We start from the raw sequence: 14,250 nt of genomic DNA, 5'->3' as shown, positions 1-14,250 counted from the left end.
CGCGTACGCCGCGCGCCCGCCAGAGACCACAGGAGTCACCAGAAATGCAGCGCAGCAAGAGCTACCGCAAGGCCGCCGATGTCATCGACCGGTCGAAGCTCTACACCCCGGTCGAGGCCGTCAAGCTGGCCAAGGAGACCACCAACGTCAAGTTCGACGCCACGGTCGAGGTCGCGATGCGCCTCGGCGTCGACCCCCGCAAGGCGGACCAGATGGTCCGCGGCACGGTCAACCTGCCGCACGGCACCGGTAAGACCGCCCGCGTGATCGTCTTCGCCGCCGGCGCGAAGGCCGAGGAGGCCGTCGCCGCGGGTGCGGACGAGGTGGGCACCGACGAGCTGGTCGCCCGTATCCAGGGCGGTTGGCTGGACTTCGACGCGGCGATCGCCACGCCCGACCAGATGGCCAAGATCGGCCGGATCGCGCGGATCCTGGGCCCGCGCGGTCTGATGCCGAACCCGAAGACCGGCACCGTGACCATGGACGTCACCAAGGCCGTCTCGGACATCAAGGGCGGTAAGATCACCTTCCGGGTGGACAAGCACTCCAACCTGCACCTGATCATCGGCAAGGCCTCCTTCTCGGAGAACCAGCTGGTGGACAACTACGCCGCGGTGCTGGACGAGGTGCTGCGGGCCAAGCCGTCCGCGGCCAAGGGCACGTACCTCAAGAAGGTCACCCTCACCACCACGATGGGCCCGGGCGTCCCGGTCGACCCGAAGGTCGTGAAGAACTTCCAGGAGGGCTCGGCCGAGGGCTGAGCACGCGTACTCCCGAACGGGGCCCCGCCACCACGTCGTGGCGGGGCCCCGTTCGTCTGTCCGGTGTGGCACTCTCGGGCGCATGCGGCTCGACGGCGTCTGGCTCCGCTACCACAGGCACGGCCCGTGGGTGCTGCGGCAGGTCGACGTCGCGATCGGCTCGGGTGAGGCAGCGGTCGTGCTCGGCCGCAACGGCGCCGGCAAGTCCACTCTGCTCCAGCTCGCCGCCGGGGTGCTGCGCCCGAGCCGGGGCCGGGTCGCCGACCGGCCGCCGGTCGTCGGCTGGGTGCCGGAGCGCTTCCCCGCCGACCAGCCGTTCACAGTCGGGGCCTACCTGTCCGCCATGGGCCGCGTCGCCGGCCTGCCCGGTCCCGCCGCCGACCGGGCGGTGCGCCACTGGGTGGAGCGACTGGGCCTGACCCGCTTCCACGACGTGCGCCTGCCGCGGCTGTCCAAGGGCACCGCGCAGAAGGTCGGCCTGGCGCAGGCACTGCTGCGCCCGCCCGGCCTGCTGGTGCTCGACGAGCCCTGGGAGGGGCTGGACGCCACCGCCCGCGAGTCGGTCCCCGAGATCATCGGCGAGGTGCTGGCCGACGGCGGCACGGTGCTGGTCAGCGACCACCGCGGCGAGACGGTCCGGCTCCCCGGAGCCCGGCACCTGTCGGTCACCGACGGCACGGTGACCGAGGAGGCGTCGTCGGGCGGCGCGGCCGTCGCCGTGGTCGAGCTGGCGGTCCCGGCCGCCGGGCTGGCCGCCGCCGTCGCCCGCCTGCGCGCCGACGGCCACCAGATCCTTCGGGTACGCGAACACGCCGTCCCGCCCCCGGCCACGCACCCGGTGCCGGCCTCCGCCGGGCCGTCGGGCACCCGCGGGTCGGTCGGCGCGTCCGCCGCTGGTTCCCCGGACCAGGCCGGTGCCGAGGCCGGGGACTCCGCCCGGCCCGGGCCGGCGCCGGAGGTGGCCCGATGATCGCGCTGGTCCGGCTGCGGCTGGCCGGCTTCGTGCGTACCGGACGGGCGCTGGCGCCGGTGCTGGCCGGCCTGCTCGTCCTCGGCGTCCTCTACGGCGGTGGCCGGGCCCGGCCGGCGGAGGCCTACGGCGTCTCCGCCGTGGTGCTGTTCCCGGTGCTGGCCTGGCAGACCAAGATCCTGCTGGACGTGGAACCCGACGTGCAGCGCCGGATGGCCCGGGTGGTGGCCGGCCCGGCCCGGGAACGGGCGGCCGGGCTGCTCGCGGCACTGGTGGCCGGGCTCGCCGTGGTGCTCGTCGCGCTGGCGCTGCCGTGGCCGCTCGGCGGGGTCACCGCTGCCGTCGGGCCGGGGGAGCGGCCGGTGCTCGTCGGGGTGGCCCTGGGGCTCTGGGCGCACCTGCTCTCGCTGCCGGCGGCGGTGGCGCTCGGCGCGCTGGCGAGCCGGGCCGTGACCCGCAGCGCCGGCTACGGGGTCGCCGTGCTGGTCACCGGCGCGGTCGGGGTCGTGGTGCTCGGGCTCTCCGGCTCGGTCGTGCCGTGGCTGGCCCCGCCGGTCATGGCGACCGCGCGGGCGGTCACCGGGCCGGTCGCGGCCGGGGCCGGTCTGCTGCTCACCGGCTGGGCCCTGGCCTGGACGGCGGTGGCGCTGACCGGCTACGCCTGGGCGCGGCGCACCCGGGCCTGAGCCCTGGTGACCGGGAGCACCTCCGGCGATTTGGTGCTGCGGCGCACGTCGCGTAACCTGGTGCGGTAGTTCCACCCAAAGACCGCTGGTCACCGTGCTCCGGCACGGTCGAAGGTCCCGCGACGACGGGCGACCCGCGCAGGGCGGTAAGCGAAACTCGGTTTCACGCACGGTCCGCCGACTGTGCCCGTGTCCCCGGCCCTCGCCCCGTGCGCCCTGCGCCGGGGCTTTTTCGTTGTCGTGATGCCTCCGCCGCCGTCGTCGAGCCTCGGCTCGCCGCCGGCGTACCAGCTCCGAGCAACGAGAGAGGAGGGACATGGCGGACAAGCCGATCCGGGCCGACAAGGCCACGGCCGTCGCCGAGCTGACCGAGAGCTTCCGCAACGCGGGAGCGACCGTGCTGACCGAGTACCGCGGGCTCACGGTTTCGCAGCTCACCCAGCTGCGGCGCTCGCTCGGCAAGGAGACCAGCTACACGGTCGCGAAGAACACGCTTGCCAAGCGTGCCGCGGCCGATGCGGGCATCTCCGGGCTCGACGAGCTGTTCTCCGGTCCTACCGCGCTGACTTTCGTTTCGGGCGACGTCGTCGAGGCGGCGAAGGGGCTTCGCGACTTCGCGAAGGCCAACCCGAAGCTCGTCATCAAGGGCGGTGTCTTCGAGGGCAAGGCCATTTCCGCGGCCGAGGTCACGAAGCTCGCCGACCTGGAGTCCCGCGAGGTGCTGCTGGCCAAGCTGGCCGGCGCCATGAAGGGCAACCTGAGCAAGGCCGCGGCCCTGTTCCAGGCTCCGCTCTCCAAGGCCGCCCGCGCGGCGGCCGCCCTGGCGGACAAGAAGCGCGAGCAGGAGGGCGCCGAGGCGGCCTGAGGCCCTCCCGGCGCACCACGTTCTTAGTTTTCATTGCGAGAAAGGACGCCAGACATGGCGAAGCTCAGCACCGACGAGCTGCTCGACGCGTTCAAGGAGATGACGCTGATCGAGCTCTCCGAGTTCGTGAAGCAGTTCGAGGAGACCTTCGAGGTCACCGCCGCCGCTCCGGTCGCCGTCGCCGGCCCGGCCGGTCCGGGTGCCCCGGCCGCCGAGGCCGAGCCGGAGAAGGACGAGTTCGACGTCATCCTCGACGCCGACGGTGGCAAGAAGATCCAGGTCATCAAGGTCGTGCGCGAGCTGACCGGCCTGGGCCTCAAGGAGGCCAAGGACCTGGTCGAGGCCGCTCCGAAGGCCGTCCTGGAGAAGGCCAACAAGGAGACCGCCGAGAAGGCCAAGGCCAAGCTCGAGGGCGAGGGCGCCAAGGTCACCCTCAAGTGACCTTGCTCCACCTGACGCGCGTCCGGCTCACGTGAGCCGGGGCACATCGCGTCGCGGCGGGCGGTGATCCGGGAGACCGGGTCACCGCCCGCCGTGTTGGTGCCGCCCGCCGGCGAACGGCGTGAGCAGGGCGTACAGCGTCCTCTCATCGGCCGGTCAGCGACGTCTGTCGGTAGCCCGTCGGTGGGAAAGACACCCCGAGCAGTAACCGGCCCTTGACGCGGCACGGGCCTGCCAGGCACGCTGAACATCAGCAAGACCTTCCGCGCTTGCAACGGCCGCCTCTCGGGTAAGGCAACGGCAGCACCGCCGCCGCGGCTCCCGGGCGGACCGGCAGGAGCGTCGCGTTCCGAGCGGCCCGGTCGACCCGGTTTTCCGAGGTCCCAGGGCTTGTTCCGCGACGACCTGCGGGGTGGGCTGGACAGCGGTTAGCCTCTCGGCTACACTGCTAGTTTGCGCTGCCTTCCGACTTGACCCCTGCTCGGAAATGTCCGATTGTGGATATTTCTGGTGGGGTCATTGGAGTGCACGCGTACCAGCCGTTCTGCAGCACCGGTCCTCGGAAGGACGCATCTTGGCAGCTTCCCGCCCTGCGAAGACCAGTCGTACGTCGAGCGCATTCGCGCCCCGCCGAGTTTCTTTCGGTCGGATCACCGAACACCTCGAGGTCCCCAACCTCCTCGCCATCCAGAACGAGTCCTTCGACTGGCTCGTCGGCAACGAGGCTTGGCAGGGCCGGTCGGCGGACGACCCGCACGCACGCTCGGGTCTCGCGGAGATCCTCGACGAGATCAGTCCCATTGAGGACTTCTCCGGCACCATGTCGCTCTCCTTCTCGGCTCCGCGCTTCGACGAGGTCAAGGCCTCGATCGAGGAGTGCAAGGAGAAGGACCTGACCTACTGCGCGCCGCTGTTCGTGACCGCGGAGTTCACCAACAACACCACTGGCGAGATCAAGAGCCAGACGGTGTTCATGGGTGACTTCCCGATGATGACGCCGAAGGGCACCTTCATCATCAACGGCACCGAGCGCGTCGTGGTCAGCCAGCTCGTCCGCTCGCCGGGCGTGTACTTCGACAAGCAGCCGGACAAGACCTCCGACCGCGACCTCTCCAGCGTCAAGGTCATCCCGAGCCGGGGTGCCTGGCTGGAGTTCGACATCGACAAGCGCGACACGGTCGGCGTTCGCATCGACCGCAAGCGCCGCCAGGCCGTCACCGTCCTGCTCAAGGCCATCGGGTGGTCCGCCGAGCGCATCCGTGAGAAGTTCGGCTGGTCCGAGCTCATGATGACCACGCTCGAGAAGGACCACATCGCCGGCCAGGACGAGGCCCTGCTCGACATCTACCGGAAGCTCCGCCCTGGCGAGCCGCCGACCCGTGAGAACGCCCAGACCCTGCTCGACAACCTCTTCTTCAACCCGAAGCGGTACGACGTCGCCAAGGTCGGGCGCTACAAGTTCAACAAGAAGCTCGAGCTGGACGTGCCGATCACCACCGGCACGCTCACCGAGGACGACATCGTCGCCACCGTGGAATACCTCTGCCGGCTGCACGCCGGTGAGGAGGGCTACGAGGCCGACGACATCGACCACTTCGGCAACCGTCGCCTGCGTACCGTGGGCGAGCTGATCCAGAACCAGGTCCGGGTGGGTCTCTCCCGGATGGAGCGGGTCGTCCGCGAGCGGATGACCACCCAGGACGTCGAGGCGATCACGCCGCAGACCCTGATCAACATCCGCCCGGTGGTGGCGGCGATCAAGGAGTTCTTCGGTACGTCGCAGCTGTCCCAGTTCATGGACCAGACCAACCCGCTGGCGGGCCTGACCCACCGGCGCCGGCTGAGCGCGCTCGGCCCGGGTGGTCTGTCCCGCGAGCGGGCCGGCTTCGAGGTCCGGGACGTGCACCCGTCCCACTACGGCCGGATGTGCCCGATCGAGACGCCGGAAGGCCCGAACATCGGCCTGATCGGCGCCCTGTCCACGTTCGCCCGGGTCAACCCGTTCGGCTTCATCGAGACGCCGTACCGGAAGGTCATCGACGGCCGGGTCACCGACCAGATCGACTACCTGACCGCGGACGAGGAGGACCGGTTCGTCAAGGCGCAGGCAAACGCCCCGCTGAAGTCGGACGGCACCTTCGCCGAGGACCGCGTCCTGGTCCGCCGTAAGGGCGGCGAGACCGAGGACGTCGCGCCGGGCGCCGTGGACTACATGGACGTGTCGCCGCGGCAGATGACCTCGGTCGCCACCGCGATGATCCCGTTCCTGGAGCACGACGACGCCAACCGCGCGCTCATGGGTGCGAACATGCAGCGTCAGGCGGTGCCGCTGGTCAAGGCCGAGGCTCCGCTGGTCGGTACGGGCATGGAGTACCGCGCCGCGGTCGACGCCGGTGACGTCGTCGTCGCCGAGGTCGGCGGTGTGGTCGAGGACCTGTGCGCGGACTACATCACCGTCCACCAGGACGACGGCCACCGCCGTACGTACCTGCTGCACAAGTTCCGCCGCTCCAACGCCGGCTCCTGCGTCAACCAGAAGCCGGTCGTCTTCGAGGGCGACCGCGTCGAGGCCGGTCAGGTCATCGCCGACGGTCCGTGCACCGACGAGGGCGAGATGGCGCTCGGACGCAACCTGCTGGTGGCGTTCATGTGCTGGGAGGGCCACAACTACGAGGACGCGATCATCCTGTCGCAGCGCCTCGTGCAGCAGGACGTGCTCACCTCGATCCACATCGAGGAGCACGAGGTCGACGCCCGGGACACCAAGCTCGGCCCGGAGGAGATCACCCGCGACATCCCGAACGTCAGCGAGGAGATGCTCGCCGACCTCGACGAGCGCGGCATCATCCGGATCGGCGCCGAGGTCGTCCCCGGCGACATCCTGGTCGGCAAGGTCACCCCGAAGGGTGAGACCGAGCTGACCCCCGAGGAGCGGCTGCTCCGCGCGATCTTCGGTGAGAAGGCGCGCGAGGTCCGGGACACCTCGCTGAAGGTGCCGCACGGCGAGACCGGCACGGTCATCGGTGTGCGTACCTTCTCCCGCGAGGACGGCGACGAGCTGCCCCCGGGCGTGAACGAGCTGGTCCGGGTCTACGTGGCCCAGAAGCGCAAGATCCAGGACGGTGACAAGCTCGCGGGCCGCCACGGCAACAAGGGCGTCATCTCCAAGATCCTGCCGATCGAGGACATGCCGTTCCTGGAGGACGGCACCCCGGTCGACATCGTGCTGAACCCGCTCGGTGTGCCGTCCCGGATGAACATCGGCCAGGTCCTGGAGACCCACCTCGGGTGGGTTGCCAAGACCGGCTGGAGCGTGGACGGCGACGACGCCGAGTGGAAGCGCCAGCTCCGCTCGATCAACGCGCACGAGTCCGAGCCGGACACCAACGTGGCCACGCCGGTCTTCGACGGTGCCCGCGAGGAGGAGATCTCCGGCCTGCTGGCGTCGACCCTGCCCAACCGGGACGGCAACCAGCTCATCGGGGGCAGCGGCAAGGCGCAGCTGTTCGACGGTCGTTCCGGCGAGCCGCTGCCGGACCCGATCGCGGTCGGCTACGTCTACATCCTGAAGCTCAACCACCTGGTCGACGACAAGATCCACGCCCGGTCGACCGGCCCGTACTCGATGATCACGCAGCAGCCGCTGGGTGGTAAGGCGCAGTTCGGTGGCCAGCGCTTCGGTGAGATGGAGTGCTGGGCCATGCAGGCGTACGGCGCCGCCTACGCCCTGCAGGAGCTGCTGACCATCAAGTCCGACGACGTCCTGGGCCGGGTCAAGGTCTACGAGGCGATCGTCAAGGGCGAGAACATCCCCGAGCCGGGCATCCCGGAGTCGTTCAAGGTGCTGCTCAAGGAGCTGCAGTCGCTGTGCCTCAACGTCGAGGTGCTCTCCAGCGACGGTGTGGCCCTGGAGATGCGCGAGACCGACGACGAGGTGTTCCGGGCGGCGGAGGAGCTGGGCATCGACCTGTCCCGGCGCGAGCCGAGCTCGGTCGAAGAGGTCTGAGGTGGTGATCCGGGGCAGGGTCACCCTGCCCCGGATCCCACTCGTTAGCTAGCAGTACAGACGACGACATAGGGGACATAGTGCTCGACGTCAACTTCTTCGACGAGCTGCGCATCGGCCTCGCCACCGCTGACGACATCCGTCAGTGGTCCCACGGCGAGGTCAAGAAGCCCGAGACCATCAACTACCGCACCCTCAAGCCGGAGAAGGACGGGCTCTTCTGCGAGAAGATCTTCGGTCCGCAGCGGGACTGGGAGTGCTACTGCGGTAAGTACAAGCGGGTCCGCTTCAAGGGCATCATCTGCGAGCGCTGCGGCGTCGAGGTGACCCGCTCCAAGGTTCGCCGGGAGCGGATGGGTCACATCGAGCTGGCCGCTCCGGTGACCCACATCTGGTACTTCAAGGGCGTGCCGAGCCGGCTGGGCTACCTGCTGGACCTCGCCCCGAAGGACCTCGAGAAGATCATCTACTTCGCCTCGTACGTCGTGACGAGCGTGGACGCCGAAGCGCGTCACCGCGACCTCTCGACCATCGAGAACGAGATCCTGGCCGAGAAGCGGCAGGCCGAGAACAGCCGCGACTCGGAGATCGAGAAGCGGGCCGCCAAGCTGGAGGCCGACCTGGCCGAGCTGGAGGCCGAGGGCGCGAAGGCGGACGTCCGGCGCAAGGTCAAGGAGGGCGGAGAGCGCGAGATGCGCCAGATCCGCGACCGGGCCCAGCGCGAGATCGACCGCCTCGACGAGGTCCTCGACACCTTCCGCAAGCTGGAGCCGAAGCAGCTGGTCACCGACGAGCTGCTCTACCGCGAGCTGCGCGACCGCTTCGGTGAGTACTTCACCGGCAGCATGGGCGCCGAGGCGATCAAGGCCCTGGTCCAGAACATGGACCTGGAGGCCGAGGCGGAGAACCTGCGCGAGACCATCCGCTCCGGCAAGGGCCAGCGGAAGATCCGTGCGCTCAAGCGGCTCAAGGTCGTCGCGGCCTTCCAGAACACCCGCAACTCGCCGCTCGGCATGGTGCTGGACTGCGTCCCGGTCATCCCGCCGGACCTGCGCCCGATGGTGCAGCTCGACGGTGGCCGCTTCGCGACCTCCGACCTGAACGACCTGTACCGGCGTGTGATCAACCGGAACAACCGCCTCAAGCGGCTGATCGACCTCGGCGCGCCCGAGATCATCGTCAACAACGAGAAGCGGATGCTCCAGGAGGCCGTCGACGCGCTGTTCGACAACGGCCGCCGTGGCCGTCCGGTCACCGGCCCGGGTAACCGGCCGCTGAAGTCGCTGTCCGACATGCTCAAGGGCAAGCAGGGCCGGTTCCGCCAGAACCTGCTGGGCAAGCGCGTCGACTACTCCGGCCGTTCGGTCATCGTGGTCGGCCCGAAGCTCAAGCTGCACCAGTGCGGCCTGCCCAAGCAGATGGCGCTGGAGCTGTTCAAGCCGTTCGTGATGAAGCGGCTGGTCGACCTCAACCACGCGCAGAACATCAAGTCCGCCAAGCGGATGGTCGAGCGGCAGCGGCCGGTCGTGTGGGACGTGCTGGAAGAGGTCATCGGCGAGCACCCGGTTCTGCTGAACCGCGCGCCGACCCTGCACCGTCTGGGCATCCAGGCCTTCGAGCCGCAGCTGGTCGAGGGCAAGGCCATCCAGATCCACCCGCTGGTCTGCACCGCGTTCAACGCCGACTTCGACGGTGACCAGATGGCGGTCCACGTGCCGCTGTCCGCCGAGGCCCAGGCCGAGGCGCGGATCCTGATGCTGTCGTCGAACAACATCCTCAAGCCGGCCGACGGCAAGCCGGTCACCATGCCGACCCAGGACATGGTCATCGGTCTGTACCACCTCACCCACCTCACCCCGGGTGGCAAGGGCGAGGGCCGGGCGTTCAGCTCGGACGCCGAGGCGCGGATGGCGTACGACAACGGCGAGCTGCACCTGCAGACGCCGGTCCGGATCCGGCTGCGTGACGTGGTCGGTGTGGACAACGGCGCCGGCGCCGAGCCGTGGACCGCCCCCGAGGGCTGGACCGAGGGCGAGCCGGTGACCGTGGAGACCACGCTGGGCCGGGTCCTGTTCAACGAGACGCTGCCCCCGGGCTACCGCTTCGTGAACTACGAGATCCGCAAGGGCCAGCTCTCCGCGATCGTCAACGACCTCGCCGAGCGCTTCCCGAAGGTGGCCCTGGCGGCCACCCTGGACGGGCTCAAGGAGGCCGGTTTCCACTGGGCCACCTGGTCCGGCGTCACCATCGGCATGGAGGACGTCATCGCTCCGCCGCGCAAGCGGGAGATCCTGGAGCGGTACGAGAAGGAAGCCGACCGGATCGACAAGCAGTACCAGCGTGGTCTGATGACCGCCGAGGAGCGCCGCGGCGAGCTCATCGAGATCTGGACCAAGGCGACCAACGAGGTCGCCAAGGAGATGGACACCGCGCTGCCGCAGGAGAACCCGCTGTGGAAGATGATCAACTCGGGTGCCCGCGGTAACCTGCTCCAGCTCCGGCAGATCGCGGCGATCCGTGGTCTGGTGGCCAACCCGAAGGGCGAGATCATCCCGCGGCCGATCAAGGCCAGCTACCGGGAGGGTCTGTCCGTGCTGGAGTACTTCATCTCCACGCACGGTGCCCGCAAGGGTCTCGCGGACACCGCCCTGCGTACCGCCGACTCGGGTTACCTGACCCGGCGTCTGGTGGACGTCTCGCAGGACGTCATCATCCGCGAGGAGGACTGTGGCACCGACCGCGCCATCCCGATGCAGGTCGGTGAGCGCATCGACGGCAAGCTGGTCGTGCACGAGCACGCCGAGACCAGCGTGCACGCCCGGACGCTCGCCGACGACATCAAGGGGCCGGACGGCACCGTGGTGGCCCACCGCGGCCAGGACATCAACTCGATCCTGGTGGACGCGATCGTCGCCGCCGGGACCGAGACGGTGCGGGTGCGCAGCGTGCTCACCTGCGAGTCGAAGCTGGGCGTCTGCGGTGCGTGCTACGGCCGCTCGCTGCCGACCGGCAAGACCGTGGACGTCGGCGAGGCGGTCGGCATCATCGCCGCCCAGTCGATCGGTGAGCCGGGTACGCAGCTGACGATGCGTACCTTCCACACCGGTGGTGTCGCGGGTGAGGACATCACCCAGGGTCTGCCCCGTGTCCAGGAGATCTTCGAGGCCCGGGTGCCGAAGGGTAAGGCGCCCATCGCCGACACCCCGGGTCGCATCCGGATCGAGGACGGCGAGCGGTCCCGCAAGATCGTGGTCATCCCGGACGACGGCAGCGACGAGATCGTGTACGACAAGATCTCGAAGCGGGTCCGGCTCCGGGCGCACGACGGCGACCACGTCGAGGTCGGCGAGAAGCTCACCGAGGGCACCATCGACCCGCACGAGCTGCTGCGCATCCTCGGCCCGCGCGCGGTCCAGGTCCACCTGACCCAGGAGGTCCAGGAGGTCTACCGCTCGCAGGGTGTGCTCATCCACGACAAGCACATCGAGATCATCATCCGCCAGATGCTCAAGCGGGTGACTGTGATCGACTCCGGCTCGACCGAGTTCCTGCCGGGCGTGCTGGTCGACCGGGCGCTGTTCGAGTCGGAGAACCGCCGGCTCGTCGGCGAGGGTGGCGAGCCCGCCGCCGGTCGCCCGGTGCTGATGGGTATCACCAAGGCCTCGCTGGCCACTGACTCCTGGCTGTCGGCGGCCTCCTTCCAGGAGACCACCCGGGTGCTGACGGACGCGGCGATCCACGCCCGCAGCGACTCGCTGATCGGCCTCAAGGAGAACGTGATCATCGGTAAGCTCATCCCGGCCGGTACGGGCATCAGCAAGTACCGCAACGTCCGGGTCGAGCCGACCGAGGAGGCGAAGGCCAAGGTCTACTCGATGACCGGCTACCCGGAGACCGACTACGGCTTCGGGCCGGCCAGCGGCCAGGCGGTTCCGCTGGACGACTTCGACTTCGGGTCGTACCGCTAAGCAGTAGGAAACGACGAGGCCCCCGGCATCCGCCGGGGGCCTCGTCGCGTCCGGAGTGCCGGGACCGGCTGCCTTCCGCCGGGACGGACGGCCGGGTCGGGGCATGATGGAGGCATGACGACCGTGCCCGGGCAGGCGCCCGTCGTGCCGCAGGCGTACCGCCATCCGTACGACCCGGAGCCGGTCCGCTCCACCAAGGCCCGCGCCGTCTTCGCGCTCGGGCTGATCGGCGTGCTCACCGGTCTGTTCCTCGGCGGCGCGGTGCCGGCCACGATCGCGCTCGTGCTCGCCCGGCAGGCGCGCCGGGAGGCGTACGCCTCGGGTGGTTATCTCACCGGCGCGGACTGGCTGCGGCGCGGCGAGCAGATGGCGCGGACCGGTCTGGTGCTGACCGCCGCCGCGGTGGTCGCGGCGGTGGTGATCGGCGTGGTCCGGGCCGCGGACGCCTCGTTCGGCCACGACTTCGCGCCGAACTTCGACTGACCCGGTGGGGGAGCGGGCCCGCGCCCGCCCACCCCGCAATGATCGGCGGCGGTAGCCTGGCCGGTGTCCGCCGCGCGGCGGGCGCGTGTGGACAGGAGGACCCCGTGACGGAACCGGCTCCGCCGGGAGGCGACCAGCCGCGCCCCGGGCCGTACCCGCCGGGTTCCGCGTCCGCGCCGGCGCACCAGCCGGGGCCGTACGGGGCGTACCCGGGGAGTCCGCCGGCGCACGGCGGCGGGTGGCCGGCGCCGGCGAGCGTGCCCGGCCACGGCGGCTGGGGTCCGCACGGCGGGCCGGCGCTTCCGCCGCCGCCGGCCGAGACGCCGCGGCCGCCGAAGCGGGTCGACGCGGTGCCGGGTACGCCGTTCGGCGTGGTCCACCTCGACGTGCCGCCCGTCACCTCCGGCCTGGCGATCGGGTCGCTCGTCGCAGGCATCGCCGCGATCGGGGTGTCGCTGCTGGTGTTGTGCTTCGGTCTGGCCGGCCGCGACGTCGGCGGCGCCTGGGCGGCCGGCGCGTTCACAGTGCTCGGCGGGCTGATCGGCGCCGGCGCGGTGGTGGCCGGGCTGCTCGCCCGGCGGCAGATCCGGCGGCCGGCGCCGCCGCCGTCGGTGCGCTTCACCGGCGCCGGCCTGGCCGTGGCGGGAATCTCCTGCGGGGCGGCGGGGGTGCTGTTCGGCCTGATCGGGCTCGCGCTGGCTCTGGTGGTGCAGATCACGTGACGCCGCGTCTGCGACGCCTGCGGCCGGTGACCTGGGTTGAGCGGTATGTCCGGGTGTCCGAAGGCCGGGCGGTGTCGGGGCCGCCGGGTCGCGCGGCGGACGAGCCGGTACACTTGTCACTGTAGGTGCCCATCACCGGCGCATCGGCGACCCGGAGACCGGGCGGCGGACCGCACAGCGGTCCTTCCCGACCCATCCGTTTTGACCGGCGCGGCTGTGGTAGGTACTCTTTCCCCTTGTGCCCGGGCCCGCCCGGGCAATGCGTGCGTGCGCTGGAACCGGTCAGCCGGTGATCGCGCGGTCGCACCACCAAGACCGGAAGATCCGGTACGACGCGTGAGCGGCCGGCACCGGAACCGTGACTCGGGCGACACGCCCGACCGCGGGTGCTGGGGAGCCGTCAGGCGGCCCTGGTTGAAATGTAGGAGAGCCGCCCATCCGGACGGCTGGAGCAGACGGCGCGGTCGCCTCGCAGCGGCCGAAGGGAGCGGAGAAACCCGGTGCCCACCATTCAGCAGTTGGTCCGAAAGGGCCGTCAGGCCAAGACGACCAAGACCAAGACCCCGGCGCTCAAGGGGTCTCCCCAGCGGCGCGGCGTGTGCACCCGTGTGTACACCACCACCCCGAAGAAGCCGAACTCGGCGCTGCGCAAGGTCGCTCGTGTCAAGCTCAGCAGCCAGATCGAGGTGACCGCCTACATCCCGGGCGTCGGCCACAACCTCCAGGAGCACTCGATCGTGCTCGTGCGCGGCGGTCGTGTGAAGGACCTCCCGGGCGTGCGGTACAAGATCGTGCGCGGTTCGCTGGACACCCAGGGTGTCCGCAACCGCAAGCAGGCTCGCAGCCGCTACGGCGCGAAGAAGGAGAAGAGCTGACATGCCGCGTAAGGGACCCGCTCCGCGGAAGCCGCTGGTCGCTGACCCGGTGTACAACTCGCCCCTGGTCACCCAGCTGGTGAACAAGATCCTGCTGCGCGGCAAGCGTCAGCTCGCCGAGCGCATCGTGTACGCCGCCCTGGAGGGCTGCCGCGAGAAGTCCGGCACCGACCCCGTCGTCACGCTCAAGCGCGCGATGGACAACGTCAAGCCGACCCTCGAGGTGCGCAGCCGCCGTGTCGGTGGCGCCACCTACCAGGTTCCGGTCGAGGTCCGGCCGTCCCGCGCGACCACGCTCGGTCTGCGCTGGCTGGTGACCTACTCCCGGGCGCGGCGCGAGAAGACCATGGTCGAGCGGCTGATGAACGAGCTGCTGGACGCGAGCAACGGCCTCGGCGCCGCCGTCAAGCGGCGTGAGGACACGCACAAGATGGCCGAGTCGAACAAGGCCTTCGCGCACTACCGCTGGTAAC

The 14,250-nt window shown here is 70.2% G+C and carries 11 protein-coding genes; all 11 read left to right on the top strand.

Going from position 1 to position 14,250, the window contains the following annotated elements:
• The first annotated feature begins 44 nt into the window (after nt 1-44).
• The 11 genes from rplA (at nt 45) to rpsG (ending at nt 14,249) form a co-directional block, all read left to right on the top strand.
• The gene (gene rplA / locus ML5_RS03195) at nt 45-761 is read left to right on the top strand and encodes a 50S ribosomal protein L1 (protein WP_013288646.1); all 717 of its coding nucleotides are present in this window, start codon (nt 45-47) and stop codon (nt 759-761) included.
• 82 nt (nt 762-843) lie between these two features.
• Entirely contained in the window at nt 844-1,731 is an 888-nt protein-coding gene (locus ML5_RS03190) for an ATP-binding cassette domain-containing protein (protein WP_013473697.1), read from the top strand.
• Nucleotides 1,728-2,417: a hypothetical protein gene (locus ML5_RS03185; RefSeq protein WP_013473696.1), complete on the top strand. Its 690-nt coding sequence runs from the start codon at nt 1,728-1,730 to the stop codon at nt 2,415-2,417. Before ML5_RS03190 ends, ML5_RS03185 begins: the two co-directional genes overlap by 4 nt.
• 316 nt (nt 2,418-2,733) lie before the next feature.
• Nucleotides 2,734-3,282: a 50S ribosomal protein L10 gene (gene rplJ, locus ML5_RS03180; protein WP_013288643.1), complete on the top strand. Its 549-nt coding sequence runs from the start codon at nt 2,734-2,736 to the stop codon at nt 3,280-3,282.
• 54 nt (nt 3,283-3,336) lie between these two features.
• Nucleotides 3,337-3,723, top strand: coding sequence for a 50S ribosomal protein L7/L12 (rplL, locus tag ML5_RS03175; protein ID WP_013288642.1), 387 nt, complete (start codon nt 3,337-3,339; stop codon nt 3,721-3,723).
• 574 nt (nt 3,724-4,297) lie between these two features.
• Entirely contained in the window at nt 4,298-7,729 is a 3,432-nt protein-coding gene (locus ML5_RS03170; protein ID WP_013288641.1) for a DNA-directed RNA polymerase subunit beta, read from the top strand.
• Between the two features lie 80 nt (nt 7,730-7,809).
• On the top strand, nt 7,810-11,697 hold the full coding sequence (locus ML5_RS03165) for a DNA-directed RNA polymerase subunit beta' (protein WP_013288640.1): 3,888 nt from the start codon (nt 7,810-7,812) through the stop codon (nt 11,695-11,697).
• Nucleotides 11,698-11,811: 114 nt separating this feature from the next.
• Complete coding sequence (locus ML5_RS03160) at nt 11,812-12,180, top strand: hypothetical protein (protein WP_041784065.1); 369 nt, start codon at nt 11,812-11,814, stop codon at nt 12,178-12,180.
• Between the two features lie 350 nt (nt 12,181-12,530).
• Nucleotides 12,531-12,902 carry a hypothetical protein gene (locus tag ML5_RS32525; protein ID WP_030269326.1) on the top strand — a complete coding sequence of 124 codons (372 nt, stop codon included), beginning with the start codon at nt 12,531-12,533 and terminating at the stop codon, nt 12,900-12,902.
• 500 nt (nt 12,903-13,402) lie between these two features.
• Entirely contained in the window at nt 13,403-13,777 is a 375-nt protein-coding gene (gene rpsL / locus ML5_RS03150) for a 30S ribosomal protein S12 (RefSeq protein WP_007465318.1), read from the top strand.
• A 1-nt stretch (nt 13,778) separates the two neighbouring features.
• Nucleotides 13,779-14,249: a 30S ribosomal protein S7 gene (gene rpsG / locus ML5_RS03145; protein ID WP_013288637.1), complete on the top strand. Its 471-nt coding sequence runs from the start codon at nt 13,779-13,781 to the stop codon at nt 14,247-14,249.
• Nucleotide 14,250: the final 1 nt, after the last annotated feature.

Source organism: Micromonospora sp. L5, from assembly GCF_000177655.2.
Lineage (GTDB): Bacteria > Actinomycetota > Actinomycetes > Mycobacteriales > Micromonosporaceae > Micromonospora > Micromonospora aurantiaca.
The sequence above is the reverse complement of the archived record's forward strand: the minus strand, read 5'-3'. Positions and strand labels throughout refer to the sequence as shown.

Coding starts and splice junctions, on each gene's coding strand:
- ML5_RS03160 (WP_041784065.1), top strand. CDS start 11,812: ATGACGACCGTGCCCGGGCAGGCGCCCGTCGTGCCGCAGGCGTACCGC.
- rplL (WP_013288642.1), top strand. CDS start 3,337: ATGGCGAAGCTCAGCACCGACGAGCTGCTCGACGCGTTCAAGGAGATG.
- rplA (WP_013288646.1), top strand. CDS start 45: ATGCAGCGCAGCAAGAGCTACCGCAAGGCCGCCGATGTCATCGACCGG.
- rplJ (WP_013288643.1), top strand. CDS start 2,734: ATGGCGGACAAGCCGATCCGGGCCGACAAGGCCACGGCCGTCGCCGAG.
- ML5_RS03190 (WP_013473697.1), top strand. CDS start 844: ATGCGGCTCGACGGCGTCTGGCTCCGCTACCACAGGCACGGCCCGTGG.
- rpsG (WP_013288637.1), top strand. CDS start 13,779: ATGCCGCGTAAGGGACCCGCTCCGCGGAAGCCGCTGGTCGCTGACCCG.
- ML5_RS03185 (WP_013473696.1), top strand. CDS start 1,728: ATGATCGCGCTGGTCCGGCTGCGGCTGGCCGGCTTCGTGCGTACCGGA.